Source organism: Variovorax sp. OV700 (genome assembly GCF_900099805.1).
GTDB lineage: Bacteria > Pseudomonadota > Gammaproteobacteria > Burkholderiales > Burkholderiaceae_C > Variovorax.
Map to the genome: position 1 here is coordinate 18,409 of NZ_FNDR01000012.1, position 26,403 is coordinate 44,811.

The 26,403-nt window shown below is 65.2% G+C and carries 21 protein-coding genes; 14 read left to right on the plus strand and 7 right to left on the minus strand.

Annotated features, from left to right (window positions below):
- Positions 1-31: 31 nt before the first annotated feature.
- A complete protein-coding gene (locus tag BLR24_RS23705) occupies positions 32-1,129 on the plus strand; it encodes a glycosyltransferase family 4 protein (protein WP_093021612.1) in 1,098 nt (365 codons plus the stop codon).
- Positions 1,130-1,187: 58 nt separating this feature from the next.
- The gene (argB, locus tag BLR24_RS23710) at positions 1,188-2,081 is read left to right on the plus strand and encodes an acetylglutamate kinase (protein WP_093021615.1); all 894 of its coding nucleotides are present in this window, start codon (positions 1,188-1,190) and stop codon (positions 2,079-2,081) included.
- Between the two features lie 29 nt (positions 2,082-2,110).
- Here argB and BLR24_RS23715 read toward each other — a convergent pair whose 3' ends face one another.
- The 3 genes from BLR24_RS23715 to galE form a co-directional block, all read right to left on the minus strand.
- Positions 2,111-6,508: a class I SAM-dependent methyltransferase gene (locus BLR24_RS23715; RefSeq protein WP_093021618.1), complete on the minus strand. Its 4,398-nt coding sequence runs from the start codon at positions 6,506-6,508 to the stop codon at positions 2,111-2,113.
- A gap of 59 nt (positions 6,509-6,567) precedes the next feature.
- On the minus strand, positions 6,568-8,367 hold the full coding sequence (locus BLR24_RS23720; protein WP_254787542.1) for a glycosyltransferase family 2 protein: 1,800 nt from the start codon (positions 8,365-8,367) through the stop codon (positions 6,568-6,570).
- A gap of 264 nt (positions 8,368-8,631) precedes the next feature.
- Complete coding sequence (galE, locus tag BLR24_RS23725) at positions 8,632-9,669, minus strand: UDP-glucose 4-epimerase GalE (protein WP_093021621.1); 1,038 nt, start codon at positions 9,667-9,669, stop codon at positions 8,632-8,634.
- Between the two features lie 122 nt (positions 9,670-9,791).
- Between galE and slmA the strand changes: the two genes are divergently transcribed.
- The 4 genes from slmA (at position 9,792) to BLR24_RS23745 (ending at position 12,885) form a co-directional block, all read left to right on the plus strand.
- Entirely contained in the window at positions 9,792-10,448 is a 657-nt protein-coding gene (gene slmA / locus BLR24_RS23730) for a nucleoid occlusion factor SlmA (RefSeq protein WP_093021624.1), read from the plus strand.
- Between the two features lie 127 nt (positions 10,449-10,575).
- Positions 10,576-11,178: a DUF1326 domain-containing protein gene (locus BLR24_RS23735; RefSeq protein WP_018903738.1), complete on the plus strand. Its 603-nt coding sequence runs from the start codon at positions 10,576-10,578 to the stop codon at positions 11,176-11,178.
- A complete protein-coding gene (locus tag BLR24_RS23740; protein ID WP_175543337.1) occupies positions 11,175-12,005 on the plus strand; it encodes a DUF2182 domain-containing protein in 831 nt (276 codons plus the stop codon). The genes BLR24_RS23735 and BLR24_RS23740 overlap by 4 nt, the downstream gene beginning before the upstream one ends.
- The gene (locus BLR24_RS23745; RefSeq protein ID WP_093021627.1) at positions 11,998-12,885 is read left to right on the plus strand and encodes a DMT family transporter; all 888 of its coding nucleotides are present in this window, start codon (positions 11,998-12,000) and stop codon (positions 12,883-12,885) included. The genes BLR24_RS23740 and BLR24_RS23745 overlap by 8 nt, the downstream gene beginning before the upstream one ends.
- A 16-nt stretch (positions 12,886-12,901) precedes the next feature.
- Here BLR24_RS23745 and BLR24_RS23750 read toward each other — a convergent pair whose 3' ends face one another.
- The 3 genes from BLR24_RS23750 to BLR24_RS23760 all read right to left on the minus strand — a co-directional run bounded on the left by BLR24_RS23750 (position 12,902) and on the right by BLR24_RS23760 (position 16,396).
- A complete protein-coding gene (locus BLR24_RS23750; protein ID WP_093021630.1) occupies positions 12,902-13,960 on the minus strand; it encodes a malate/lactate/ureidoglycolate dehydrogenase in 1,059 nt (352 codons plus the stop codon).
- Between the two features lie 145 nt (positions 13,961-14,105).
- Positions 14,106-15,632: a UxaA family hydrolase gene (locus tag BLR24_RS23755; RefSeq protein WP_093021633.1), complete on the minus strand. Its 1,527-nt coding sequence runs from the start codon at positions 15,630-15,632 to the stop codon at positions 14,106-14,108.
- A 56-nt stretch (positions 15,633-15,688) separates the two neighbouring features.
- Positions 15,689-16,396: a FadR/GntR family transcriptional regulator gene (locus BLR24_RS23760; protein ID WP_093021637.1), complete on the minus strand. Its 708-nt coding sequence runs from the start codon at positions 16,394-16,396 to the stop codon at positions 15,689-15,691.
- A 127-nt stretch (positions 16,397-16,523) separates the two neighbouring features.
- Between BLR24_RS23760 and BLR24_RS23765 the strand changes: the two genes are divergently transcribed.
- From BLR24_RS23765 to BLR24_RS23775, 3 genes are read left to right on the plus strand one after another with little or no spacing between them, the layout of a single operon-like run.
- On the plus strand, positions 16,524-17,258 hold the full coding sequence (locus BLR24_RS23765; RefSeq protein WP_093021640.1) for an SDR family oxidoreductase: 735 nt from the start codon (positions 16,524-16,526) through the stop codon (positions 17,256-17,258).
- Positions 17,255-18,001: an SDR family NAD(P)-dependent oxidoreductase gene (locus BLR24_RS23770; RefSeq protein ID WP_093021643.1), complete on the plus strand. Its 747-nt coding sequence runs from the start codon at positions 17,255-17,257 to the stop codon at positions 17,999-18,001. The genes BLR24_RS23765 and BLR24_RS23770 overlap by 4 nt, the downstream gene beginning before the upstream one ends.
- Positions 18,002-18,033: 32 nt before the next feature.
- On the plus strand, positions 18,034-18,882 hold the full coding sequence (locus BLR24_RS23775) for a fumarylacetoacetate hydrolase family protein (protein ID WP_093021646.1): 849 nt from the start codon (positions 18,034-18,036) through the stop codon (positions 18,880-18,882).
- 78 nt (positions 18,883-18,960) lie between these two features.
- Here the strand turns inward: BLR24_RS23775 and BLR24_RS23780 are convergent, their stop codons facing one another.
- Entirely contained in the window at positions 18,961-19,845 is an 885-nt protein-coding gene (locus BLR24_RS23780) for a LysR family transcriptional regulator (RefSeq protein ID WP_093021649.1), read from the minus strand.
- Between the two features lie 130 nt (positions 19,846-19,975).
- Here BLR24_RS23780 and BLR24_RS23785 point away from each other — a divergent pair, with 130 nt between their 5' ends.
- The 5 genes from BLR24_RS23785 (at position 19,976) to BLR24_RS23805 (ending at position 26,357) form a co-directional block, all read left to right on the plus strand.
- On the plus strand, positions 19,976-20,734 hold the full coding sequence (locus tag BLR24_RS23785; RefSeq protein WP_093021652.1) for an SDR family oxidoreductase: 759 nt from the start codon (positions 19,976-19,978) through the stop codon (positions 20,732-20,734).
- A 129-nt stretch (positions 20,735-20,863) separates the two neighbouring features.
- Positions 20,864-21,565, plus strand: a complete 702-nt coding sequence (locus BLR24_RS23790; protein WP_093021655.1) for a TetR/AcrR family transcriptional regulator — start codon at positions 20,864-20,866, stop codon at positions 21,563-21,565.
- Between the two features lie 60 nt (positions 21,566-21,625).
- Complete coding sequence (locus BLR24_RS23795; RefSeq protein WP_093021658.1) at positions 21,626-23,422, plus strand: acyl-CoA dehydrogenase C-terminal domain-containing protein; 1,797 nt, start codon at positions 21,626-21,628, stop codon at positions 23,420-23,422.
- A gap of 40 nt (positions 23,423-23,462) precedes the next feature.
- A complete protein-coding gene (locus BLR24_RS23800; RefSeq protein WP_093021661.1) occupies positions 23,463-23,897 on the plus strand; it encodes a DUF2147 domain-containing protein in 435 nt (144 codons plus the stop codon).
- 36 nt (positions 23,898-23,933) lie between these two features.
- Positions 23,934-26,357, plus strand: a complete 2,424-nt coding sequence (locus tag BLR24_RS23805; protein ID WP_093021664.1) for a 3-hydroxyacyl-CoA dehydrogenase/enoyl-CoA hydratase family protein — start codon at positions 23,934-23,936, stop codon at positions 26,355-26,357.
- The last annotated feature ends 46 nt before the right edge of the window (positions 26,358-26,403 follow it).

The following is a 26,403-nucleotide window of genomic DNA, read 5'->3' on the forward strand; positions in this document are numbered from 1 at the left end:
CGGGAATTCTAGGGTTCCCCAACACCCACACATGATTGCTCTGATCGTCATCAGTTTTTTCGTCTCCGCCTTTGCGGTCCAGCTGTTCATGCGCCGCGCGCGCAGGCATGCCCGGCTCTACGGCACCGACATGCCCCAGCGCTTCCACAAAGGCCACGTGCCGCGGCTTGGCGGCGCGGGGATCCTGCTCGGCATGGGCGCGGCCTGGCTGGCGTCCGGTATTACCGGCACCGATCCATTCAACGTGTCCTGGCCGGTCAAGACCTCGATGCTCACGCTGCTGTGCATCGCGCCGGCGGTGCTCGCTGGCATCGTCGAAGACGTGACGCAGAACGTCAGGGTGCGCTACCGGCTGGGGCTCACCATCGGCTCCGCCTTGCTCGTGTGCTGGGTGCTGGGGCTCAGCCTGTCGCGCACCGGCATCGAAACTGTCGACACGTGGCTCGCCATGGTTCCCTATGGCGCCGTGCTGTTCGCGGCCCTGGCCATTGGCGGCCTGCCGCACGCCTTCAACATCATCGACGGGTACAACGGCCTGGCCGGCACCGTGGCGGTGCTGGTCTGCCTGGCCATCTCGCACGTGGCCCTGCAGGTGGGCGATCGCCAGCTGGCGGCCATGATGGTGTGCCTGGTCGGCGCCACCGTGGGCTTCCTGATCTGGAACTATCCGCGCGGCAAGATCTTTGCCGGCGACGGCGGCGCCTACGTGTGGGGCATGGTCATTGCCGTGGCCTGCGTGACGCTGGTGCAGCGGCACCGCGTCGTTTCGCCGTGGTTCCCGATGCTGCTGCTGATCTACCCGGTGTGGGAGACGCTGTTTTCCATTTACCGCAAGCTGGCGCGCGGGCAGTCTCCCGGCACCGCCGATGCCCTGCACTTTCACCAGCTGATCTTCCGCCGCATCGTGCGTGTGGCGTTTGCCGACGACGAAGCCCGGCAATTGCTCGCACGCAACAACAGGACTTCGCCGTATCTGTGGATGTTCGCGGCGCTGTCGGTGGTGCCGGCGGTGCTGTTCTGGAACAACACCATCGTGCTGATGCTGTTCTGCCTGCTGTTCGTCACGACCTACGTGGGCGCGTATCTCATGATCGTGCGTTTCAAGGTGCCTCGCTGGCTGCGCCCCTGACCGCGCTTTCTTTGCGAGAATTTCCCTCATCGTCCTTCGCTTCGGAGCCTGACCGCCCATGACCGACCCCGTCCTCAACATCCCCCCGCGCGACAAGGCCGAGATCCTGGCCCAGGCCCTGCCGTACATCCGCAAGTTTCACGGCAAGACCATCGTCATCAAGTACGGCGGCAATGCCATGACCGACCCGGCCCTGCAGGCCGACTTCGCGGAAGACGTGGTGCTGCTCAAGCTGGTCGGCATGAACCCGGTGGTGGTGCACGGCGGCGGCCCGCAGATCGAGGCGGCGCTCAACCGCCTGGGCAAGAAGGGCAGCTTCATCCAGGGCATGCGCGTGACCGACGCCGAAACCATGGAAGTGGTCGAGTGGGTGCTGGCCGGCGAAGTGCAGCAGGACATCGTGGGCCTGATCAACCAGGCCGGCGGCAAGGCCGTGGGCCTGACCGGCCGCGACGGCGGCATGATCCGGGCGCAGAAGCTCAAGATGGCGGACCGCACCGACCCCAACCTGCACCACGACGTGGGCCAAGTGGGCGACATCGTCTCCATCGACCCCAGCGTGGTCAAGGCGCTCCAGGACGACGCCTTCATTCCCGTGGTCAGCCCCATCGGCTTCGGCGAGGAGAACGAGAGCTACAACATCAATGCCGACGTCGTCGCCGGCAAGCTGGCCACCGTGCTCAAGGCCGAAAAGCTCATGCTCCTGACCAACACGCCCGGGGTGCTCGACAAGGACGGCAAGCTGCTCACCAACCTGAGCGCACGCGAAATCGACGACCTGTTTGCCGACGGCACTATTTCGGGTGGCATGCTGCCCAAGATCGAGGGCGCGCTCGACGCGGCCAAGAGCGGCGTGAACGCGGTGCACATCATCGACGGCCGCGTGCCGCACGCCATGCTGCTCGAAATTCTGACCGACCAGGCCTACGGCACGATGATTCGTGCGCGCTGAGGGCGCTACCGGCCTTGCGGTGATCGGATCTAGCTGTTCACCCTGGCAATCGCCGGTTTCCGGCCCAGGAATTCGAAGCCCGCTGCGCTAACTTCCTGCGCCGACTGGGGCAGTTTTTCGAAATCCGTCCAGAGCGGCGTGCTGCGCAGCGACGGATCGCGCCACAGGTCGACGAGTTCGCCCGTGGAGGAGTTCCGGAAGCGCTCGGCAGCTTCGTCGGACACGTTGGCGCGCAGCGCCTGTTCGCATTCCGACGCGAGCCAGCTGACGGCGTGGTTGGGCGAGAAATTCTCCGACACCCGGACTCGCTCGGCTTCGAACTCCCTGAACCACTGCTCCAGTCCGTACCGGGTGCAATTGAAGAAGTGCCACGGCCTTTCGTGCAGCGGCTGCATGAAGGCGGTCCGAACCAGGATGCGGCCACCGGGCTTCAGTACCCGCAGGAGTTCCGCCGCCACCTTCTGCGGTTCGCGATAGTGTTCGAAGGCGTTCATGACGATCGCCGCGTCGAAGACCCCGTCGTCGAACGGGAGCACGTGGGCGTCCGCAACCACGTCCGTATGCCTGAACAGGCTGTACTCGACCTCGACCACGTTCTCGATCTTCTCCTGCGAGCCTCCGCCGCTGAGATTCAGAACCCATCCCTTGGTGCTCCTTGCAAGCTTCAGGGCTTCGGGCGGCAGCGGGTTGCTGACATGGTCGACGGGCTTCACCTCGGGCTCGCCGAGTTCCTCGCAAAGAATCGGTCGGCCCTGGAGGATGGGCCAGGTCCTCCAGCCGTCCACGGTCACCAGGGCATCCCGCTCCGCGTCGTGCGCCAGCTTGAGTCCCGTCTTGGGACAGCGAAGTATCGGAAGCAGCGTTTGAAGCCGCGACTTCACCGTGTCGTCGCTCAGGCGCACCTGCAGGGCCGGCGGTTTGCGGGCCAGCTGCTCGTCGATCAGCGACACCCACGGATGCTGGGCCTTGAAGTTCTCGATCAAGCGGCGATAGTTTTCTGGAACCGTCGTCTCGGCCTTGATCATCGAACCCGCATGCACGCGGTAGTCCGCGAGCGTTTGCGGTTCCCGGAATCCGCGCTGGCCTTGCTCGGCGAGCCGGCACCAGAAGTCGTAGTCCTCCCATCCGTGGCGAACGTGGTTGTAGCCACCGACGATCGCCCACGCTTCCTTCGAGACGAGCGCCATTGCGTCGATGTAGTTGCCCGCCACGAAGCGCTGCGGCTCGTAGGCGGCTTCGCCGAGCATGGCGCTGGAGGCGCCGAAGTGCTGGATGGTCGGATAGACGAATGCGACGCGCTCGGCGCGGATGGCGCGGCGCAGTTCTTCGCAGCACTTTGCCCGCAGCCGGTTGTCCGCGTCCAGGGGAAGCACGTAGCAACTGTCCGCCAGATGGAAGCCAGCGTTGCGCGTCAAGCCCAGGCCGCAGTTCGACTCATGCTGCGCGACCACCACGCGGTTGAACCGCGTGGCGTGCTGCCGGACCCATGCCAGCACTGTGTTCAGCGAATCGTCGGTCGAGCAGTCGTCCACCACCACAAGGTCCAGTACCGCCAGTGTCTGTGCCCGGACGGATTCCAGTGCTTCGGTGATGAACTGTTCGTAGTTGTAGAGCGGAATGACGACCGAGACTTCGGCAAGCTCGCCCTCGTCGGCCCGGTGTTCGAACAGCACTTTCAGAGGCATCAGGCTGGGCCGGAGAATCGGCGCCGAGCGGATCCGTGCATCGAGCGCAAAGCTCCGCGCCGCCTGGGCTTCGCCTTGCAACTGATCGAGCACGCGGCCGAACTGCGCGGCCCGCTGCAGGGGCCCGTACGAAGCCATGGCGCGCAGGAAGGCCGCCGAGCCGATGCGGGCCCGCAGCGCGTGGTCCCCGGCAAGGGTCGAAAGGTAGTGATACCAATCGTCGGCGGTGGTCGCCAGAAAGCCCGAGACGCCGTGTTCCATGGCCCGCGTGAAGGGGCCGGTGGGAGACGCTATGGTCGGAACATCGACCAGCGCGGCTTCGAAGAATTTCAATTCGCTCTTGGCTTCGCAGAATGGATTGCCGAATTCGAGCGGCGCGATGTTGATGTCGAAGCGCGCTATTTCCCGCGGCAGTGTTTCCAGTGTCTGGAAGGGCCGCCACTCGATGCGGTGCTCCAGGCCGGCCATCGCGGGGTATTCCTCCACGTCGACCAAGCGCATGCCCGATTCGGTCTGGAACAGCACCAGGCGGCACAGCTCGTTTTCGCGGAGCAGGCGCGCAATCGCCTCGATGGCAAGCCCCAGGTCGCGCTGATGCGTTCGCGATCCGCCGGCGTAGCCGATCCGCACCAGGTTGTCGGGCCGCGCGCTACGCCATTGCGTTGCACTGCGCCTGGACAGTTCGAAAGTCTGGTCGTCGAAACCATTCAACAGCACATGGGTGGTCTTGCCCGCGCAGCGCATGTGGTAGGCCAGCTCCTGGGTGCTCGCAACGCACACGTCGGCCGCGAGCATGGCCCTGCGCACGCTTGCGAAGAGCTCGCGCACCGCTTCTTCCGGGTGGGCGTTGGACCTGATGCCATCGATCACCTTGGTATCGGCCAGATCCGGTTCGATCATCAGGTCGTCGATGTCGAACACCACCTTCTTGCCTTGCGCATGCATCAGCCCTATGGCTTTTTCGAGAACGGGACTCCACTGGGTGCGCCAGAGGATCATCACGTCGTGCCTTGAGGTCAGCTGGAGCTGCGCTTCGAGCTGGTCCTGTCGCACCCACTCTGCCGCGACGCCATTCATGCGTGCTGCCTCCATGTAGCGCGCCACGCGGTACTGGTGGCCCGGCGTATCCGCTTCGCCGGAGACGTAGAAGATCGAGAATGCGCGGTTCGGCAAGGAGGGCAGAAGCGACTCTGCCTTGTCGTCCCCGCGCAAGCCGGCGCGCCGGCCTTCCCGCGCACCGACCAGCATGTAGTGAAGCAGAGGATTGAAGCCCGCTGCGTCCGCGTAGTGCGCTGTGTATTCGGAGCCAGAGAACCACGGACCAGGGTCGCGTCCTTCGCTTGCACCGTAGGCGACGTAGTGTTCCGCAGGGTCTACGCCAGAAGTCGCCACGTCGGGGTAGGTGTTCAGATACCAGTCCCGATCGAAATACGGTGAGAATCTAACGGTCTCTACTGTCGCAAGATCGACACGCCGGCCGGCAAGGCGCTTGGCAAGCAGCCGGAGACGCTTACGCATCTTGGCCTTCACCCTCAAAGAGGGATCGATCCGAAGGCGCGTAAAACGTTCGATCAGGGAGTTGGCGAAGTCTTTCCGTGCGAGCACCGCCCGCTTTTGAACAGTGATCTCTTCGCCGGCTTCCTTCAAATCCTCTCGCGCCTTGTTGAGGTCGGTTGCCAACTGGGCCACGACATTCCGTAGCTCCGCCACGCGCCTGCTTGCCTGCTCATGCGCGAAACTCGTCGCCCGAGCTGCAGCTTCCGCTTGGGCCGCCTTGGCTCCCTCATCGCTCGCCTGCTTCGACATCGCCTCCAGTTGAGCGGCCTTGTCGGCAACCTCATGGGACAACGCGATTACTTCGCCCTCGGCGCGTGCACGGGCTTCGGCTTCGGCGAGCCGGGCTGCCGCCACTTGCGCAAGTTCGGCTTCAACAGGGGCCCGAAGGGCATTGGCCTCATGGATGCGCTGATTCAGTTCGGCCGAACCGAGCTGCTCGCGTGTGGTGACGAACCAGCGCGCGCCCAGATGCGCAAAGCGGGTCCTGGCGGCATCTGCCTGTTCCGGTTCCAGGTTGCACAACGCCATGGCTGCCGCAGGTGCGTGCTTTCCGACCGCCAGGATGCCGAGGCCATGCCCATGCAGGAACTCGAAGGAGGGATAGTTTTGTGACTGCTCTGCGAAAAAGCGGAAGACTCCGAAATTGCCGCTGCGAACATTCGTGTCATGGAACAGGACTACGGCCTTGTCGGACAGCTTGGGAAGCCAGGTCTCGAAGTCGTGCTTGACCGCCTCGTAGGTATGGAAGCCGTCGATGTGAAGCAGGTCGATGGAGCCCTCGGGGAAATAGGGCAGTGCGTCGTCGAAGGTAGACTTGAGAAGTTCGGAGAACGAGCTGAAGTGCTTGTCGTGAAAATCACGGAGCTCGTAGTAGACCTGCGAGTCGAAATGTCCGGCGTGCTCGTCGCCGGCCCAGGTATCGACCGCGTAGCAGCGCGTCGCCGACTTGAGCCGGGCCACGGCTTCGCAAAAGGCGGCATACGACACGCCGTTGTGCGTGCCGAGCTCCACCAGCAAGCCTGGCCTGCATGCGGCCACGATCCAGAACGCAAACGGCGTATGGGTCCACCAGGCGCTCGCCTTGCCGAGCAGGTGCGGTGTCCAGAAGAGTGGATCCAGCACGGGGTGCGTCAGAACGTCGAGCGATTTGTCGATCGTCGGAAGAATGATGGTGGGTTCTTTCATTGTTCTCGCCCAGACGCGTCCGAGCCTCCGCTAGATTCGGTTTGATGAAACTGCCGGTGTCAGCGTGCGAGCTGCCAGCGTGGATCGACGTTGTTTGCCAACTGGGCACCGGTGAGCCAGTCCAGCAGCACATTCGGGTTGTGATAGGGATCGTTTTCGAAGCGATCGATCCACTTGGCGCTGGTGTAGTCCTGCTCGCGTCGGGCTCGCTTCTGCTTTTCTTCCGAAGCGTGGTCGTGTCCGCGCGACGCGCTTTCAAGGTGTAGCAAGGATGCAAATGGCGTGCAGATGTTGCGGTACCCCGCATCGTTCACCTTGAGGCAAAGGTCAACGTCGTTGAAGGCCACCGCCAGATGTTCGCCGTCAAATCCCCCGACCTGCTCGAACACCGCGCGGCGAACGACGAGGCAGGCCCCGGTCACCGCCAGGTACCCTCGCGTGCCCGCAAGACGCCCGTCCACTCCGGAGTCCGTGGCGTCGTCTGTGCGGCACACATGCATTGCGAGCGGTCCGCGCTGCAGGATGACGCCGGCGTGCTGGACGGTGCCGTTGCCGTAGAGGAGCTTTGCGCCCACGCAGCCAATGTCCGGCCGCATGACTTCGCCAACCATTTCGCGCAGCCACCCGGCATCCAGCACTTCGATGTCGTTGTTCAGGAAAAGCAGCACCTCGCCAGTCGAAGCTTGTGCGCCTGCATTGTTGATCGCCGAAAAATTGAAAGGGCCGGGAACGCGCAGCACGCGAACGCGAGGATCACCGCGTAGTTCCGCGAACAAGGCCATGGTCGCCGGCTCGATGCTGTCGTTGTCGAGAATGATGACTTCGAAGTCGGGATAGTCGGTTTGCTCGAGCAAACCATTCAGACAGGTCCTGACCAGGCTCGCACGGTCGCGGGTCGGCACAAGCACACTCACCCGGGGCGCAGGATTGGGCAGCGGCCTGCGAACGTGGTTGACAAACTCCGCGATGGGCGACGGCCGAACATCGACTGCGGTCCCTGTCTGTTGGAAGGCCGCTGCCGAGGCGACCCGCCTGGCCGCTGCCGCGTAGGTCTCGATGGCGTCCGCGGTGTCACGCGCATTCAGGACCGGTGGTATCCGCCGGTGATACAGCACCGAGGGCACATGACGGATCCGGCTGCAATGCAATGGCATGGCCACTCTGCAATGCAGATCGTAGCGTGCGGCCGGTTCGAACTTGGAGCCAAAACCCCCGGCGTCCAGAACGTTTGCGCGCTTCATCACGCACAGGCCATCCAGCAGATCAAACCCCAGTTGCGCCTCCGGATCCCAAGCTGATTTGAACCGCGGCTTGCAGCGGATGCCGTCCTCGGTGATCCAGTCTTCGTCCGAATACATGACCACCGCCTCCGGCCGGTTTGCCAATGCGAGCTGCAGGGAGGAAACGGCTGACGGAGCGAGCCGGTCGCCTGCCAGGATCACTCCGAAAAAGGTTTCGGCCGAATGCTCCAGCGCGATTTGCAGCAACTCGGTGCGACTTGCCGTTGCACCCGAAACGACGAGGCGAACATTGACCGAATCCTTGACGCACAGGAGCGCCGCGTTGACAGTTGCGGCACGCGAGGGCTGGCACGCCACCACCGCATCGAATCGATGGCACCACTGGGAAGAAAGCGACGCCAAGGTATCGCGTAGCTCTTCGTCGTCGCCGTTGTCGGCGATCGCGAAGCTGATGCCGTGCTGGTAGGGGAGACTCGCCAGTTCGATACCCAGCGCCGCCTTTTGCGCTTGCAGACACGATGCGCCTTCTTCAGTCCAGGCCCGGTATGCGTCATCCGCAAAAGATGGAAACCGGCGCGCTGCGGCCCAATGGGTATATCGTGCTTGATCGATAGACAAAGTCATTCTCCCAAGTGTTCAAAGGTGAAGCGGTAGCTGGGGTTCTCTGGCGTGCAGAAATCCCGTCGATTCAGAATACCGAGAGAAGCAGCTATGAAAGAGCTGCAGGGGGTAACAGGCTGTTTGAGCCTTGGCTTGCTCGATACGGAGGTATGCGTTCGTTACCAGCGTAATCAATTCGAAGTACCGCAGCCTGAAGGACAACGCGCCGTTTTGATCCCAGCGCGCGCCTCGTCGGCTCTCGCTGCAATGCCGCCAATGTGGTCAGCGATCGATGGCTGCAGTGTCGTACCCGTTCGGGTTCCCCTGCTGCCACCGCCAACTGTCCGCGCACATCTGATCGAGCCCGCGTTGCGCACGCCAGCCCAGGGTCGTCTCTGCGAGCGACGGATCGCCCCAGTACGCTGGCACGTCGCCGGGCCGGCGCGGGCCGACCTCATAAGGAAGCGGCCGCCCGCTCGCGCGTTCGAAGGCATGCACCACTTCGAGCACGGAGGCGCCGCGGCCGGTGCCGAGGTTCAGCGTGACCAGGCCCGCTTGGTTTTCTGCGTGCCGCAGGGCCGCCACGTGCCCTTCGGCCAGGTCCATCACATGCACGTAGTCGCGCACGCCGGTGCCGTCGGGCGTCGGATAGTCTTTGCCGTGAATCAGCAACTTGTCGCGCTGCCCCACCGCCACCTGGCACACGAAGGGCATCAGGTTGTTCGGCTTGCCTTGCGGATGTTCGCCGATAAGTCCGCTCTCATGCGCGCCCACCGGGTTGAAATAACGCAGCAGCGCAATGCGCCAGCTTGGTTCGGCCCGGTGCAGATCGATCAGCGCTTCTTCCACCATGCGCTTCGAGCGCCCGTAGGGATTGGCCGGCCTGCAGGGCGCGTCTTCAGGAATGGGTGAATGGTCGGGTTCGCCGTACACCGTGGCCGACGACGAAAAAATCAGCGTATGGACGCCTGCCTGCTGCATGGCCGATGCGAGCACCAAACTTCCATGCACGTTGTTGTCGTAGTACGTGAGCGGGTCGGCCACCGAGTCGCCGACGGCCTTGAGGCCCGCAAAGTGGATCACGGCCGAGAAGCGTTCGTTGCCCAGCACGCGGTCGAGAAGAGCCCTGTCGCGCACGTCGCCCTCGATCAGCCGCGGCGCGCTGCCGGTGATCTGGCTCAACCGCTCCAGCACGCGGACGTCGCTGTTGCCAAGGTTGTCGAGAATGACCGGCGTGTATCCGGCAGCGGCCAGCGCCACGCAGGTGTGGCTGCCGATGAAGCCTGCCCCGCCGGTCACCAGAACGCTGCTTTGGGCCATGTGAACTCTTTCCTGATTGCAGGGCCCGATTCTGTACGAGCTTTGCAGGGGCTGGTTTGCACGCGCTCACTGCGAGCGGCCCTGTGCGAGAATCAATTGATTACATCTTTGCACGCGCTCCCATGCAGAACGAAGAGACAAGCTATCCCGGCATAGAAACCCAGACAGAGACGCCGACCACTGCAGCTCCGGTGCGAAAGCGACCCAAGCCCGGGGAGCGGCGCGTGCAAATCCTGCAGGCGCTGGCGGCCATGCTCGAGCAGCCTGGCGCCGAACGGGTGACGACCGCGGCACTGGCTGCGCGGCTGGATGTGAGCGAGGCCGCGCTCTATCGCCATTTCGCGAGCAAGGCACAGATGTTCGAAGGCCTGATCGATTTCATCGAGCAAAGCGTCTTCACGCTGGTGAACCAGATCCTCGAGCGCGAGGGTGCAACGGGTGCCCAGCAGGCCGCAAGAATCCTGACGCTGCTGGTGCAGTTTGCCGAGCGCAACCCCGGCATGACGCGCGTCATGGTGGGCGATGCGCTGGTGTTCGAGAACGAGCGGCTCCAACAGCGCATGAACCAGTTCTTCGACAAAATCGAAGCCACCTTGCGCCAGGTGTTGCGCGGCGCCGCCGCGGCGGATGGCTCGACCACACCCACGGTGGACGCCCAGGTGCGCGCCGCGGCGCTCACGGCCTTCGTGGTCGGCCAGCTGCAGCGCTTCACGCGCTCGGGCTTCCGACGCGCGCCTTCGGAGCATCTCGAAGCCACGATCGCGCTGATCGTCGGCTAAGGAGGGGATGGCGCGGGACCGCGCGCCGCACTCGACTTGCCTTGTTGCGAAGCGTACGATCAGTGCCCCTTGCCGCTGAATTGCGGCGACAAGTCCGTGTTTGTGTGGCTTCTGAACGGAGGTTCGTATGAGCTATCACCTGGAAGGTCGCCTGCTGGAAGTGTGCAACTGCAACGTCCTGTGTCCCTGCTGGATCGGCGAGGACCCTGACAACGGCACCTGCGACACCATCGTCGCTTGGCGCATCGACAAGGGAACCATCGACGGCGTCGACGTCGGCGGCAACACCATCGCGGCCGTGGCGCATGTGCCCGGAAATATCCTCGAAGGCAACTGGACGGCGGCGATCTTCGTCGACGACAAGGCCTCCAAGGAACAAGAGGAAGCGCTGCTCAAGGTCTACACCGGGAAGGCCGGCGGGCCGATCGCCGACCTGGCCGCGCTCATCGGCCAGGTGGTGTCGGTCGAGCGGGCGCCCATCCGTTTCACCGTGAACGAAGGCAAGGGCGAACTGGAGATCGGCAAGGACTACTACGCCGAACTCGAACCCTACCGCGGCGCAACCGGCGGACAGACCACGCTGTCGGACACCGTGTTCTCCACTGTGCCCGGCGCGCCGGTGTTCGTCGGCAAGGCGCCCACCTACCGGTCGAAGAATCCCGCCCTCGGCATCGACCTCGACATCAAGAACCACAACGCGCTGCAGAGCACCTTCGTCTTCGACTCATGAGCGCCGCGCCGGGCCGCCAAAGGGCCGGCTTGCCGCCGCGCAGCGCCGTACGGCACCGCCGCGTGTTCCTGCCGGTTCTTGCCGCGCTCGCCACGCTCGCGTGGCTGGTGCTGTGGGCCTGGGCGCGCAGCCCTTACGGACGCTATCTTGAACATGGCGACTGGACCGTCTCGGGCCCGGCTGCGTTCCTGTGCCAGGTCGTTCCCGCCGGCGGCGTGGTCGTGCCCGCGGTGCTCTATGCCGTGACGTGGATTCTCATGACAATGGCCATGATGCTGCCGACCACGCTGCCGCTGTTCAACGCCTTCGATCGGTTGACCACGGGGCGCCCGGACCATGCGCGCCTGCTGGTGATGCTGGGGCTCGGCTACATGGCGGTGTGGGGTGCCTTCGGGCTGCTGGCGCACGGGCTCCACAGCGCGGTGCTAGCTTTGCTCGCCAGCGCGCCAACGCTGGCCTGGCACGGTTGGGTGATCGGCGCCGCGACCATCGCGCTGGCCGGCGCCTTCCAGTTCAGCCGCCTCAAGCACCAGTGCCTTGAAAAGTGCCGCTCGCCATTGAGCTTCGTCATCGAGCACTGGCGCGGACAGGCGCAGGCACGCCAGGCCTTTGCACTGGGCACGCACCATGGCCTGTTCTGCGTCGGCTGCTGCTGGGCGCTGATGCTGCTGATGTTCGCCGTCGGCACGGGCAGCCTAGGCTGGATGCTTCTTCTGGCCGTCGTCATGGCACTGGAAAAAAACGTACCCTGGGGCCGTCGCCTGAGCGCGCCGCTCGGGTTCGCGCTGCTGGGCTGGGCCGTCTTCATGGTGGCGTCGCATGTCTGAAGCCGTGTCCGAGGCGCGCGGCGCTCCGTCCCTCCTGCAGACCGTGGCACTCACCGCGGCGGCCATGGTCGCGTTTGCGGCCAATTCGCTGTTGTGCAGGCTGGCACTGCAGCACCAGGGCATCGATCCGGCCAGCTTCGGCAGCATCCGGCTGGTTTCGGGCGCGCTCACTCTCGCCCTCGTCGTGCGGCTCAGGGCACGGCCGCCGTCGCCCGCCCGCGTCGATTGGCTCGCCGCCGCGATGCTGTTCGGCTACGTCGCATTCTTTTCGTTCGCCTACCTCAGCCTGCCGGCGGGAACGGGCGCGCTGATCCTGTTCGGTGCGGTCCAGCTCACGATGCTCGGCGCGGGCTTGGGTTCCGGCGAGCGCTTCGGGCCGCTCGCATGGCTGGGCTTCGTGCTGGCGGCGGGCGGGCTCGTCTATCTCGTGCTGCCGGGCGTCGCCGCGCCGCCGCTCCTGGGCGCCGTGCTGATGGCGATCGCCGGGGTGGCCTGGGGCGTATATTCGTTGCGCGGCCGCGGCGTGGCCGATCCGCTGGCCGCCACGGCACGCAACTTCCTTCGGGCCGTGCCGCTGGCGCTGGCGCTGAGTCTTGTCTTCGTCGCGCGCGCCCATGCGGACGTGACCGGTATCGCGCTGGCCGTGGCGTCCGGCGCCGTGACCTCGGGCCTCGGCTATGTCATCTGGTATGCAGCGCTGGCCCGTCTTTCGGCCATGCAGGCGGCCACCGTGCAGCTGTCGGTGCCGCTGCTGGCTGCGATCGGCGGCGTGCTGCTGCTGTCGGAAGCCATTACGCCGCGGCTCGCGGCCGCGTCGGTGGCCATCCTCGGCGGCATTGCGATCGTGCTGAGCCAGAAGTCGCGCAACGCGCGCCGTTAGCCAGGCAAGCAGGCTTCTACGCGATCGCCACGCCCACCTTCGAACCCGCCGCGACGATTTCTCCCCACGTCGCATCGTCGAGCCAGATGCCGTCGCGCTCGCGGGCCACGCGTGCGGCGCGCTCCGGCTCGCCGGCGATTTGCACCTGGTCGAAGCCCTCGCCTGGCGGGCTCTGGCGCAGCCACTCGACGAAGGCGGTCGCTTCCTGCTCGAAGCTCGCTTGGGTTCCAAGCTTCGCGGGGTCGATCAGGATTGTCAGCATGCCATTGAGTACGGTGCGCGCGGTGTCGGCTGGGCGGTGCCAGGTTCCGCCGCCGCTGAGCGCGCCGCCAAGCAACTCGCACGCCATCGCCATGCCGTAGCCCTTGTGCTCGCCGAAGGTCATGAGTGCGCCGAAGAGGCCGTTGGATTGCGGCACCACCACCACGCCGGGGTCGTTGGTGGGCGCGCCGCGTTCGTCGATCAGGTAGCCGTCGGGCACCCGTTCGCCCTTGTTGTGCGCGACGCGCATCTTGCCCTGGGCCACGCGGCTGGTCGCAAAGTCGAGCAGGAAGGGCTCGGCCCCCGCCAGCGGAATGCCGATGCAGCACGGGTTGGTGCCAAAGCGCCCGTCGCCGCCGCCCCACGGCGCCACCACGGGCCGCGACAGCACGTTGACGAAGTGCATCGAGACCAAGCCTTGCGCCGTCGCCATTTCGGCAAAGTGCCCGATGCGGCCCAGATGATGCGCATTGGCGAGCGTGAAGATGCAGCTGCCATGCTGCTTGGCGCGCGCGATGCCGAGCTCCGTCGCCTGCACGCCGACGATCTGGCCATAGCCATGCTGGCCGTCGATCGCGAGCATCGTGCCGATGTCGGCATTGACCTTGACCGATGCATTGGGCACGAGCCCGCCCTCGGCCACCGCATCGACATAGCGCGGCAGCATGCCCACGCCGTGTGAGTCATGGCCACTCAGGTTGGCCAGCACCAGGTTGCCGGCCACTTGCGCGGCTTCAGCCGGGGTGCTGCCGGCAGCAGTCAGGATTTGCGCGCATTGCGATTGCAACGTAGCGGCGGGAAGGGTTTGGGGCATCAGGTGACTCCATGGGTTTGATCAAGGGCCGCGCAGCAAGGCCCGTTCGTGAAACACCGCGGAACCGGCTTTGCCGGGCCGCTGGTGTTGCCCCCGGTAGGGGGAGGGAGAAGCGACACGAAGTGCGCGTAGCCCTGGGGGCGAGCTACATGACCGCGCCGACTTGCCACGGCACGAATTCGTTCTGGCCGTAGCCATGCTTCTCGCTCTTCGACGGTTCGCCCGACGCGGTGGCCAGCACCAGTTCGAAGATGCGCTGGCCCATCTCCTGGATCGACGACGTACCGTCCACGATCTCGCCGCAGTTGATGTCCATGTCCTCTTCCTGCCGCTGCCACAGCGCCGAGTTGGTCGCGAGCTTCAGCGAAGGAGAAGGCGCACAGCCGTAGGCCGAGCCGCGCCCGGTCGTGAAGCAGATGACGTTTGCGCCGCCGGCCACCTGCCCGGTAGCGCTCACGGGGTCATAGCCCGGCGTGTCCATATAGACGAAGCCGTGCGCCGTGACGGGCTCGGCATACTCGTACACCGCCTCGAGGTTGCTGGTGCCGCCCTTGGCCACCGCGCCAAGCGACTTTTCGAGGATGGTCGTGAGGCCGCCCGCCTTGTTGCCCGGCGAGGGGTTGTTGTTCATCTCGCCTTCGTTGATCTCGGTGTAGTGCTCCCACCACTTGATGCGGTCTACCAGCTTCTGGCCGACCTCGCGCTTGACCGCGCGGCGCGTCAGCAGATGTTCGGCGCCATAGACCTCGGGCGTTTCGCTGAGGATGGCCGTGCCGCCATGTGCCACCAGCAGATCGACCGCCGCCCCCAGCGCCGGATTGGCGCTGATGCCGGAGTACCCGTCCGAGCCGCCGCATTGCAGCCCGATCGTGATGTGCGCCGCGCTGCAGGGCTCGCGCTTCACCGCATTGGCTCGCGGCAGCATCTCATTGATCAGCGCGATGCCTTTCTCCACCGTCTTGCGCGTGCCGCCGGTGTCCTGGATGTTGAAGGTGCGAAAGTTCTCGCCCTCGGCCAGGTGACCGGTCGCAAGCCAGGCATTGATCTGGTTCGCCTCGCAGCCCAGGCCCACCACCAGCACGCCCGCGAAGTTCGGGTGCGTGGCATAGCCCGTGAGCGTGCGCTCCAGGATCTGCATGCCCATGCCCTGCGTGTCCATGCCGCAGCCGGTGCCATGCGTGAGGGCCACGATGCCATCGACGTTCGGGTAGTCCGCCAGGGCCGATGGATTGGTCTTGCGCGAGAAGTGGTCGGCAATGGCGCGCGCCGCGGTGGCCGAGCAGTTCACGCTCGTGAGCACGCCGATGTAGTTGCGCGTGGCCACGCGGCCGTCCGCGCGCTTGATGCCCATGAAGGTGGCCTCGCGCTTTGGGGGCGCGGGCTTCACGTCGGCGCCGAACGCATAGTCGCGCTCGAAATCCCCCTTGTCGGGACCCATGTCGAGGTTGTGCGTGTGCACGTGCTCGCCGGCCGCAATCGGCTTGCTCGCAAAGCCGATGATCTGGTTGTAGCGGCGCACCGGCTCGCCGGCGGCAATGGCACGCGTCGCCACCTTGTGCCCGGCGGGAATCAGGCCGCGCACGGCGAAGTCTTCGACCTTGGCGCCGCCGACCAGCTGGCTGCGCGCGATCACGACATCGTCGGCCGGATGCAGGCGAATGAAGGGATTCATCGTGGAACTCGTGGTGTGGGGTTAGAAAACATTTTGATGAAGGAGATGCTGGCGATTCAGGCGGCTTTTGCGCGACGCCAGCTCGCGCTGAATCGTTGGTGCGAGTTGTCCATGTGGGCGTGCATCGCGGCGCGCGCGGACTCGGGGTCGTGCGCGGCCACCGCGTCGCGAATGGCCTCGTGCTCGGCAATGGCCGAGCGCCAGGAGGCCACTGTTTCGAAGTAGCCGCCCAGCCGCGTGAAGATCGGTCCGTTGCGGGAATCCCAGAAGCTCTGCACCGTCTCCATCAGCACGGTGTTGCCGCTGGCGTTCACGATGGCCACGTGGAACGCGCGGTCGCCTTCGAGTGGCATTATTTCGCGGTCGGCGAGCCCGCGCATCGTTTCGATGGCACGGCTCATGGCGTCGATGTCCTTGCGCTTGCCGATCGTCGCCGCAATGGCGGCGGTCTCGCCCTCGATCACGCGGCGCGCGCGAATCAGTTCCAGCGGGCCCCATTCGGTGGGCGCGATCGGCTTGGCCGCCCGATGCGAGCGGTCGAGCACGTACACGCCCGAGCCGGTGCGGACCTCGACCCAGCCTTCGACTTCCAGCGCAATCAGCGCCTCGCGCACCGAAGGGCGGCTCACGCCAAGTTGCTTGGCCAGATCGCGTTCAGCCGGCAGCCGCGCCCCGACCGTGAATTCGCCCTTGCCGATCAGCTCTCGGAGCTGGTCGGCAATCTGGCGGTACAGGCGCTGGGGTTCGACGGTCTGGATTGGCACGGGTGCGGGAGTTAAGGGTTGTCCTGAATTGGACAAGTGGTAAGGCCAATTCAGAATACGATCTCGCTGCGCCGTTGCCATCGGGCCAAACCCTGAACGGCCGCTTCCAACTTTCAAGGAGACATGCATGAGACTCAAGGGCAAGACCGCGCTCGTCACGGCGGCCGGACAAGGCATCGGCCACGCGAGCGTTCTCGCCATGGCGGCCGAAGGCGCCCAGGTGTGGGCCACCGACGTCAATGAGAAGCTGCTCGAGCGCTACGCCGGCGTGGCCAACGTGCGCACCGCCAGGCTCGACGTGCTCGACAAGGATGCGATCGCCGCCTTCTTCAAGAGTCTTCCGGCACTCGACGTGCTGTTCAACTGCGCCGGCGTGGTGCACAACGGCACCGCGCTCGACGCCACCGACAAAGACCTCGAATTCGCGTTCAACCTCAATGTGCGAGCGCAGTTCTGGACCATCCAGGCCGCTCTGCCCGGCATGCTGGCGGCGGGGCGCGGCAGTATCATCAACATGGCGAGCGTCTGCTCGAGCATGAAGGGGCTGCCCAACCGCTTCGTGTACGGCACCACCAAGGCGGCGGTGCTCGGCCTCACCAAGAGCGTGGCGGCCGACTTCGTGACCCGCGGCATCCGCTGCAATGCCGTGTGTCCAGGCACGGTCGATACGCCGTCCCTCGGCGACCGCATCAATGCCAACGACGATCCCGAGGCTGCGCGCAAGGCGTTCATCGCACGCCAACCCATGGGGCGGCTCGCGAAGGCCGAAGAAATCGCACCCGTTGTGGTGTTCCTCGCGAGCGACGAATCGGTGTTCGCGACCGGCCAGGCCTTCACGGTCGACGGCGGCCTCACCATATGAACCAGCTCGACTTCGCCGGCCGCCACGCGGTGGTGACCGGCGGCGCGGCGGGGCTGGGTTTCGGCATTGCACAGCGGCTGATCGCGTCGGGCGGCAGCGTCACCCTGTGGGACCGCGACGAGGCCGCGGCCCGCCAGACTTGCACTGCGCTGGGTGCCAAGGCTTTCGCGGTCAAGGTCGACGTGGCGCAGCAGCCTTCGGTGGCCGCGGCCGTGGCGGCCACGCTGGCCCATGCGCCGCGCATCGACGCGCTCGTCAACAGCGCCGGCATTACCGGCCCCAACACCAAGCTGTGGGACTACCCCGTGGATGACTGGCGGCAGGTGATGGACGTCAACATCAACGGCGTCTTTCTCTGTTGCCGCGAGGTGGTGGCGCAGATGCGAAAGCAGGGCTACGGCCGCATCGTCAACATTGCCTCCGTCGCCGGAAAAGAGGGCAACCCGAACGCCAGCGCCTACAGTGCGAGCAAGGCCGCCGTGATTGCGCTCACCAAGTCGCTGGGCAAGGAGCTGGCCGACACCAGCATCCGCGTCAACTGCGTGACGCCCGCGGCGGTGAAGACCGCCATCTTCGACCAGATGACACCCGAGCACATCGCCTTCATGCTCTCGAAAATTCCCATGGGCCGCTTTGGCACGGTGGAAGAGATTGCGGCTATGGTCGGCTGGCTTTGCACCGAAGATTGCTCGTTCTCCACCGGCGCTGTGTTCGACCTCTCCGGCGGCCGCTCCACTTACTAGCCAGTCAAATCAGTCTCACAAGAAAGGACAACATGAAACTCGTTCGCTATGGCAACCCCGGCAAGGAAAAGCCCGGCCTCATCGACAGCGAAGGCCGTCTGCGCGATCTGAGCGCGGTGGTCAAGGACATCGGGCCCGAGCAACTCGGCGACGCCGCCCTTGCCAAGCTGCAGAAGCAGAAGGTCGACAAGCTGCCGCTGGTCAGGGGCAAGCCGCGCTTCGGAAGTCCCGTGGCCAATGTCGGCAAGTTCATTGCCATCGGCCTGAACTACGCCGACCATGCGGCCGAATCGGGCCTTCCGATCCCCGCGGAGCCCGTGGTCTTCATGAAGGCGACCAGCTGCATCCAGGGCCCGAACGATCCGGTCATGCTGCCAAAGAACTCGGTCAAGAGCGACTGGGAAGTCGAGCTCGGCGTGGTCATCGGCACGCGTGCGCGCTACGTCTCGCAAAAAGATGCGCTCAACTTCGTGGCTGGCTACTGCACCATCAACGACGTGAGTGAGCGCGAGTACCAGATCGAGCGCGGCGGCACCTGGGACAAGGGCAAGGGTTGCGACACCTTCGGTCCGCTTGGCCCGTGGCTCGTCACGCGCGACGAAGTGCCCAACCCGCAGAAGCTGTCGATGTGGCTCGACCTCAACGGCAAGCGCATGCAGACCGGCAACACCAAGACCATGATCTTCAGCATCGCCAAGATCGTGAGCTACCTGAGCCAGTTCATGACGCTCCTGCCCGGCGACGTCATCACCACCGGCACGCCGCCCGGCGTCGGCCTTGGCATGAAGCCGCCGCTTTACCTGAAGAAGGGCGACGTGATGACGCTGGGCATCGAAGGCCTGGGCGAGCAGCGCCAGGAAGTGGTGCCTTTCAAGCTCTGAGCCTCGCGGCAGCGAGCCACGAACGGCGCGGCGGGCGAAAGCCCGGCGCGCCTTTTTTGTTGACGCGCGGCGGCGCGCTCAGCGCAGCACCCGGATCAGCTCGTCGTACACCAACCGCACGCGTGCCGGCACCGGCGCGCGCTGCGGACGATAGACGTGAATCGGAAATGGCTCCGGCGCATCCGCCTCCAGCACAGGCACGAGCGCCCCCGACTGCAACCACGGTTCGGCCAGCGGTCCGATGAGCTGGCCGATGCCGACGCCGCCCAGCACGGCGGCGCATTCGGCATCGATGTTGTCCGTGACGAACGCGGGCGACGAGACCGTCAGCACCCGCCGCTTGCTGAACGGCCACGGCCAGGGGCGGCCGGAGCTGCGGTTGATCAGCGCCGTCAGCGGCAGGGCAGACAGGGCGTCGAGATCACGCGGCGTGCCCACTCGCGCAATGAGCGCCGGCGCCGCCACCACACGCAGGGGCATTTTTCCGACGGCCCGCGCGACGAAGCGGGCGTCGCGCATCGGCCCCACGCGTACGCCGATGTCGATCTGCTCGTCCACCACGTCGGCATGCTGTTCCGACAGGCGCAGGTCGAGCACGAGCCCGGGGTGCGCTGCCAGCAGCGGCGCCAGTGCGTGCGGAATGAGCCGCGCATACACATGCGGCGCCGTGACCCGCACCGTGCCCGCGTGCTGCGACAGCGTGCGCCGGTCGATCTGGTGAAAAAGCTCATCGATGCCGCCCACCGCCACGCGGGCGCGCTCCGCGAGCTGCCGCCCGAAGTCAGTAAGCTGCACGCCGCGCGTGCTGCGGTGGAACAAGGGCTCCCCCAGTTCTTCTTCGAGCTCGCGCACCGCGCGTGTCACCACCTGTGGCGAGACGGACAGGCGCGCGGCTGCTTCGCGGAAGTTGGCGGCAGCGGCGGCGGTGCAGAACACGCGCAGGGCTTCGAGTCGGTTGGCCATGGGCTGCTTTCAAGAGGAGGCGAATTCCAGTTTGGGGAATTCTGAAGTCGCCAGAGTTTCATTTACGGGAACGCATGGATTTTCCACACTGCATGCACTTCTTCTTCAACACACCCGAAAGGAAATCCCCATGACATCCGTACAAGACAACATCCGCGGCAAGGTTGCCATCGTCACCGGCGCGAGCAGCGGGCTTGGCGAATCGACCGCGCGCCACCTGGCCGCACGCGGCGCCAAGGTGGTGCTCGCGGCACGGCGCACCGACCGGCTCGACAAAGTGGTCGCCGAAATCCGCGAAGCCGGCGGCGAAGCGATGGCCGTCGCCACCGACGTGGCGAAGCGCGACGATCTGGAAAAGCTCGCGGCCGCCACCGTCGAAGCCTTCGGCCGCATTGACGTGCTGGTCAACAACGCGGGCGTGATGCCGCTGTCGCCGCTCGAGAAGCTCAAGGTCGACGAGTGGGATCGCACCATCGACGTCAACATCAAGGGCGTGCTCTACGGCATTGCCGCCGTGCTGCCGCGTATGCAGGCGCAGGGCAGCGGCCACATCGTCAACGTGGCGTCCATCGCGGGGCTGAAGGTGTTCACGCCGATTGGCACCGTCTACAGCGCGACCAAGCATGCGGTGCGTGCCATCTCCGAAGGGCTGCGCGTCGAAATGGGCAACAGCGGCGTGCGCGTGACCATCGTGTCGCCCGGCGCGATCGAATCGGAGCTGAAGTTCGGCAGCAGCGACGCCGAGAGCGCGGCCGGCGTGAAGGCGTTCTACGAGGCGAACCAGATTCCCGCCGACTCCGTGGCACGCGCCGTGGTCTACGCCGTGGAGCAGCCCGCGAACGTGGACATCAACGAGGTGGTGCTGCGGCCCGTGTCGCAGGAGTTCTGAGCCCGGGCGGGGCCGGAGGTGGCCCCGCTGCGCATCAATTAACCTTCAATCACCGAGGGTCATTGACAGCCAAAATCGCAAAGCGCCTGCAAAATAGAACGACCGTTCGTTTTATTCGGAGCTTCCACGATGTCTGTCAATGCCGTTCCCGCCAAGCCGGTCCGTGCCGCCCAGAAGGGCCAGCAGACCAAGGCCGTCATTGTGGACGCGGCGCTGGCGCTGGCGGCGCAGATCGGGCTCGAAGGCCTGTCGATCGGCGCCGTGGCCGAAATTACGAAGATGAGCAAGTCGGGCGTGTTCGCCCACTTCGGCTCGCGCGAGGAGCTGCAGATCTCTGTGGTGCGCGAGTATCACGCGCGCTTCGAGCAAGAGGTGTTTTTTCCGGCCCTTGAGGCGCCGCGCGGCCTGCCGCGGCTGCGCGCCATGTTCGCCAACTGGATGAAGCGCACCTCGGCCGAAATCGACTCGGGCTGCATCTACATCAGCGGCGCTTCCGAATTCGACGACCGTCCCGGCCCGGTGCGCGATGCGCTCGTGGAGTCGGTCAGCATCTGGCAGGCGGCCGTTCTGCGCGCCATCGTGCAGTCCAAGAGCGAAGGCCATCTGCGCGCTGACGCCGACGAGCGCCAGGTCGCTTTCGAGATCCACGGCCTGATCCTCGCGCTGCACTACGAAGCGCGCTTTCTCCAGGTGCCGGGCTCCATCGGCCGCGCCAACGTGGGCTTCAACAACATCCTGGCGCGCAGTGCCACGCCCGAAGCACCGCCGGCCGAGACGGCCGCCGCCAAGTCCAAGCCTTCCGCTTCCCGCCGGCTCAAGCCGGTGCGCTGAGCGCCCGTTTTTTCGTTCTTCCTTTTCTTTTTTTCCAGTTTTCGACCAGGAGAGTTCCGGATGCCTACCTACAACCCACCCGTACGCGACATGCAGTTCGTGCTGCACGAAGTGCTCAACGTCGCCGATGAACTCAAGGCGCTTCCGGCCCATGCCGAGACCGATGCCGACACCATCAATGCGGTGATCGAAGAGGCCGGCAAGTTCGCCGCCGAAGTCACGTTCCCGCTCAACATCAGCGGCGACGAAGAGGGCTGCAAGCTCGACAAGACCACGCATGAGGTGAAGACGCCCAAGGGCTTCAAGGACGCCTACGCCAAGTACGTCGAAGGCGGCTGGCCCGCGCTGTCGTGCGACCCGGCCTTCGGCGGCCAGGGCCTGCCCTTCGTGGTGAACCAGTGCCTGTTCGAAATGCTCAACAGCGCGAACCAGGCCTGGACCATGTACCCCGGCCTCTCGCACGGCGCGTACGAAGCCCTGGTGGCCCACGGCACCGACGAACAAAAGAAGACCTACCTGCCCAAGCTCACAAGCGGCGAATGGACCGGCACCATGTGCCTGACCGAACCCCATTGCGGCACCGACCTGGGCCTGTTGCGCACCAAGGCCGAGCCGCAGGCCGACGGCACTTATCGCATCACCGGCAGCAAGATCTTCATCTCGGCCGGCGAGCACGACATGACGGACAACATCATTCACCTCGTGCTGGCCCGCCTTCCCGATGCGCCCAAGGGCAGCAAGGGCATCAGCCTGTTCGTGGTGCCCAAGTTCAAGGTCAAGGCCGACGGTTCGCTCGGCGAGCGCAACCCGATCTTCTGCGCCGGCCTCGAGCACAAGATGGGCATCCACGGCAACGCCACCGCGCAGATCGTGATCGAAGGCGCCACCGGCACGCTAGTGGGCGAGCCCAACAAGGGCCTGCAAGCCATGTTCGTGATGATGAACGCCGCACGCCTGGGCGTGGGCAACCAGTCGCTCGGCCTGACCGAAGTGGCGTATCAAAATGCGCTGGCCTACGCCAAGGACCGCACGCAGATGCGTTCGCTTTCCGGCGTGAAGGCCAAGGACAAGGAAGCTGACCCGATCATCGTGCACCCCGACGTGCGCAAGATGCTGCTCACGGCCAAGGCGTATGCCGAAGGCGGCCGCGCGCTGCAGATCTTCTGCACGCTGCTGCTCGACAAGGAGCACAACCATCCCGATGAAAAGGTGCGCAAGGACTCGGGCGAACTGGTCGCGCTGCTCACGCCCATTGTCAAGGCCTTCATCACCGACAACGGCCACATCGCGACCAATTCGTGCATGCAGGTGTTCGGCGGCCATGGCTTCATCAAGGAATGGGGCATGGAGCAGTTCGTGCGCGACAACCGCATCAACATGATCTATGAAGGCACCAACACCATCCAGTCGCTGGACCTGCTGGGCCGCAAGGTGCTGGGCAACAACGGCGCGTCGCTCAAGAAGTTCGGAAAACTCGTCGCCAAACTGGTAGAAGAAGAAGGCGTGAACGAGAAGATGGCCGAGTTCATCAACCCGATCGCCATGCTGGGCGACCAGCTCACCAAGTTCACGACCGAGATCGGCTTCAAGGGTTTCCAGAACCCCGACGAAGTGGGCGCCGCCGCGGTGGACTACCTGCGCGTGGCCGGCCACTTCGTGTTCGGCTATTTGTTCGCCCGCATGGCTCAGGTGGCACTGCGCGAAATTGCCGCCGGCAACACCGATCCGTTCTACGTCGCCAAGCTGCAGACCGCGCGCTTCTACTTCGCCAAGCTGTTCCCCGAGACCGCGACGCTGATGCGCACCGCGCGCGCCGGCAGCAAGGTGCTGATGGATACCGAAGCGGCGCTGGCCTGAGGCTGCTGTTCTTCTTCATCGTCCAGCCGGGAACCCAATCATGAAATCGTTGTTTGCAGCCATGGCCTTGGCCGCTATCTCTGCCACAGTCATGGCCCAGAGCACCCCGGTGGGGCTCTGGCGCAACGTCGACGACAAGACGGGCGAGGTCAAGGCGGAGATCCGCATCGGCGAATCCGGCGGCGCGCTCATCGGACGCATCGAGAAGTCGCTCCGGAAGGACGCCAAGCCCGACGCGATCTGCGATGAATGCGGCGACGACCGCAAGGGCAAGCCCATCACGGGGCTCGACATCATCCGCGGCGGCAAGAAGGCCGAGGGCAAGGACGTCTGGGAAGGCGGAAAAATCCTCGACCCCGAGAACGGCAAGGAATACCGCGCGAGCTTCACGCCCATCGATGGCGGCAAGAAGCTCGAAGTGCGCGGCTACCTCGGACCGTTCTGGCGCACGCAAACCTGGAATCGTGTCCAGTAATCGGCCACGTTTTCAATTCAAGAAATACCAATCAACATGTCCCGATTTCAAGTGAAGAAGGTCGCCGTGCTCGGCGCCGGCGTGATGGGTGCGCAGATTGCGGCCCACCTCGTCAACGTGCGCGTGCCCGTGGTGCTGTTCGACCTGGCGGCCAAGGACGCGACCGGCGCTGTCGCTCAAGGTGCAGCGAAGAACGGCATCGTCTCGCGCGCCATCGACAACCTCAAGAAGCTCAAGCCGGCGCCGCTCGGCGACGTGGCGGACGCGGTGCTCATTGAGCAGGCCAACTACGAGGACGACCTCGCCAAGCTCGGCGAGTGCGACCTCATCATCGAAGCCATTGCCGAACGTATGGACTGGAAGCTCGATCTCTACAAGAAAATCGCGCCGCACGTCGCCAAACACTCGATCCTGGCCTCCAACACCTCGGGCCTTTCGATCACCAAGCTCAGCGAGGCACTGCCCGAAGCGCTGAAGCCGCGCTTTTGCGGCATTCACTTCTTCAACCCGCCGCGCTACATGTTCCTGGTGGAGTTGATCAACACGCCCACTACGCAACCGCAGGTGCTCGACGACCTCGAGGCCTTCGTCACCAGCACGCTCGGCAAGGGCGTGGTGCGCGCGCACGACACGCCCAACTTCATTGCCAACCGTGTCGGCATCGCCGGCATGCTGGCCACGCTGAAAGAAGTCGAGAAGTTCGGTCTCACGCCCGACGTGGTGGACGACCTCACGGGCAAGAAGCTGGGCCGCGCGAGCTCGGGCACCTTCCGCACCGCCGACGTGGTGGGCCTGGACACCATGGCCCACGTCGTCAAGACGCTGCAGGACAACCTCGACGAGAAGAGCGACCCGTTCTACGCCAACTTCTCGACGCCGCCCGTGCTCGCCAAGCTGCTCGAACTCGGCAACCTGGGCCAGAAGACCAAGGCCGGCTTCTTCAAGAAGGCCGGCCGCGACATCCTGCGCTTCGATCTGAAGAGCGGCGATTACGTGCCCGCCGGTGCCAAGGCCGACGAGGTGTATGGCCGCATGCTCAAGAAGCCCGCGGGCGAGCGTCTGAAACTGCTGCGTGAGAGCGAAGGTCCTCAGGGCCAGTTCCTCTGGGCCATCATGCGCGACAGCTTCCATTACGCCGCCGTGCATCTGGAGACCATTGCAGAGAGCGCGCGCGACATTGACTATGCGATGCGCTGGGGCTTCGGCATGAAGCAGGCTCCGTTCGAGCTCTGGCAGGAAGCCGGCTGGGCGCAGGTTGCCAAGTGGGTGCAGGAAGACATCGACACCGGCAAGGCATTGAGCACTGCGCCGCTGCCCAAATGGGTGTTCGAAGGCCCGGTCGCGCAGGCCGGCGGCGTTCATACGCCTGATGGCTCGTGGAGCGCTTCGCAGAGCAAGTTCGTGCCGCAGCGCAAGCTGCCGGTGCATGACCGCCAGTTGTTCCCCGAAAGCGTGCTCGGCGCGAACGCGGTCGACGCCAACACGGCCGGCACCACGATCAGCGACGAAGGCGACGTCCGCGTTTGGACGCTCGACGGTGAAGTGCTCATCGCCAGCATCCATTCGAAGATGCACGCCATCAGCCCCGACGTGGCCGAAGCGCTGGGCGCCGCTGTCGACCTGGCCGAGGCCGAATACAAGGGCCTGGTGATCTGGTCGCCCGACGAGATGTTCTCGGTGGGCGCCGACCTGCAGGCGATGCTGCCGGCCTTCGTGGTCGCCGGCATCGGTGCGGTCGAAGGTGCCGAGGAAGAACTGCAGAACGTGATGCTCAAGATCCGCTACGCGAGCGTGCCGGTGATCTCGGCCGTGCGCGGCATGGCGCTGGGCGGCGGCTGCGAACTGGCCGTGTATTCGTCCAAGCGCGTTGCCGCAATGGAAAGCTACATCGGCCTCGTCGAAGTGGGCGTGGGCCTGATCCCCGGCGCGGGCGGCCTGACCTACATCGCACGCCGTGCGGCCGAGAACGCGGCGGCCTCCACCGGCACCGACCTGCTGCCGTTCCTCACCGAGGGCTTCACCGCCGCGGCCATGGCCAAGGTCGGCACCGGCGCGCTCGATTCGAAGAAGCTCGGCTACCTGCTCGATAGCGACGTGATCGTTCCGAACAAGGACGAGCTGCTCTACGTAGCACTGCAGCAAGCCAAGGCCATGGCCGACGCCGGCTACCGCGCACCGCTGCGCCGCAGCTTCCGCGTGGCGGGCCGCAGTGGCGCCGCGACCATCAAGGGGCAACTCGTCAACATGCGCGACGGCGGCTTCATCAGCGCGCATGACTTCCACATCGCAAGCCTGATCGCCAACGTGGTGACGGGCGGCGACGTGGATGCGGGCTCGCTCGTGACCGAGGAGTACCTGATGACGCTGGAACGCAAAGCGTTCTGCTCGCTGATCGTGCATCCGAAGACGCAGGAGCGGATCATGGGGATGCTGAGCACGGGGAAGCCGGTGCGGAACTGACGAGGTTCCCTCTTCCTCCTTCCCCCTCTGGGGGAAGGTCGGGATG

What these genes read in the sequence shown, in the direction of transcription:
- BLR24_RS23745 (WP_093021627.1), top strand. Translation starts at nt 11,998, where the DNA reads ATGTCTGAAGCCGTGTCCGAGGCGCGCGGCGCTCCGTCCCTCCTGCAG.
- BLR24_RS23765 (WP_093021640.1), top strand. Translation starts at nt 16,524, where the DNA reads ATGAGACTCAAGGGCAAGACCGCGCTCGTCACGGCGGCCGGACAAGGC.
- BLR24_RS23705 (WP_093021612.1), top strand. Translation starts at nt 32, where the DNA reads ATGATTGCTCTGATCGTCATCAGTTTTTTCGTCTCCGCCTTTGCGGTC.
- BLR24_RS23715 (WP_093021618.1), bottom strand. Translation starts at nt 6,508, where the DNA reads ATGAAAGAACCCACCATCATTCTTCCGACGATCGACAAATCGCTCGAC.
- galE (WP_093021621.1), bottom strand. Translation starts at nt 9,669, where the DNA reads ATGGCCCAAAGCAGCGTTCTGGTGACCGGCGGGGCAGGCTTCATCGGC.
- BLR24_RS23775 (WP_093021646.1), top strand. Translation starts at nt 18,034, where the DNA reads ATGAAACTCGTTCGCTATGGCAACCCCGGCAAGGAAAAGCCCGGCCTC.
- BLR24_RS23750 (WP_093021630.1), bottom strand. Translation starts at nt 13,960, where the DNA reads ATGCCCCAAACCCTTCCCGCCGCTACGTTGCAATCGCAATGCGCGCAA.
- BLR24_RS23785 (WP_093021652.1), top strand. Translation starts at nt 19,976, where the DNA reads ATGACATCCGTACAAGACAACATCCGCGGCAAGGTTGCCATCGTCACC.
- BLR24_RS23755 (WP_093021633.1), bottom strand. Translation starts at nt 15,632, where the DNA reads ATGAATCCCTTCATTCGCCTGCATCCGGCCGACGATGTCGTGATCGCG.
- BLR24_RS23770 (WP_093021643.1), top strand. Translation starts at nt 17,255, where the DNA reads ATGAACCAGCTCGACTTCGCCGGCCGCCACGCGGTGGTGACCGGCGGC.
- BLR24_RS23740 (WP_175543337.1), top strand. Translation starts at nt 11,175, where the DNA reads ATGAGCGCCGCGCCGGGCCGCCAAAGGGCCGGCTTGCCGCCGCGCAGC.
- BLR24_RS23795 (WP_093021658.1), top strand. Translation starts at nt 21,626, where the DNA reads ATGCCTACCTACAACCCACCCGTACGCGACATGCAGTTCGTGCTGCAC.
- BLR24_RS23790 (WP_093021655.1), top strand. Translation starts at nt 20,864, where the DNA reads ATGTCTGTCAATGCCGTTCCCGCCAAGCCGGTCCGTGCCGCCCAGAAG.
- argB (WP_093021615.1), top strand. Translation starts at nt 1,188, where the DNA reads ATGACCGACCCCGTCCTCAACATCCCCCCGCGCGACAAGGCCGAGATC.
- BLR24_RS23780 (WP_093021649.1), bottom strand. Translation starts at nt 19,845, where the DNA reads ATGGCCAACCGACTCGAAGCCCTGCGCGTGTTCTGCACCGCCGCCGCT.
- BLR24_RS23805 (WP_093021664.1), top strand. Translation starts at nt 23,934, where the DNA reads ATGTCCCGATTTCAAGTGAAGAAGGTCGCCGTGCTCGGCGCCGGCGTG.
- BLR24_RS23800 (WP_093021661.1), top strand. Translation starts at nt 23,463, where the DNA reads ATGAAATCGTTGTTTGCAGCCATGGCCTTGGCCGCTATCTCTGCCACA.
- BLR24_RS23735 (WP_018903738.1), top strand. Translation starts at nt 10,576, where the DNA reads ATGAGCTATCACCTGGAAGGTCGCCTGCTGGAAGTGTGCAACTGCAAC.
- slmA (WP_093021624.1), top strand. Translation starts at nt 9,792, where the DNA reads ATGCAGAACGAAGAGACAAGCTATCCCGGCATAGAAACCCAGACAGAG.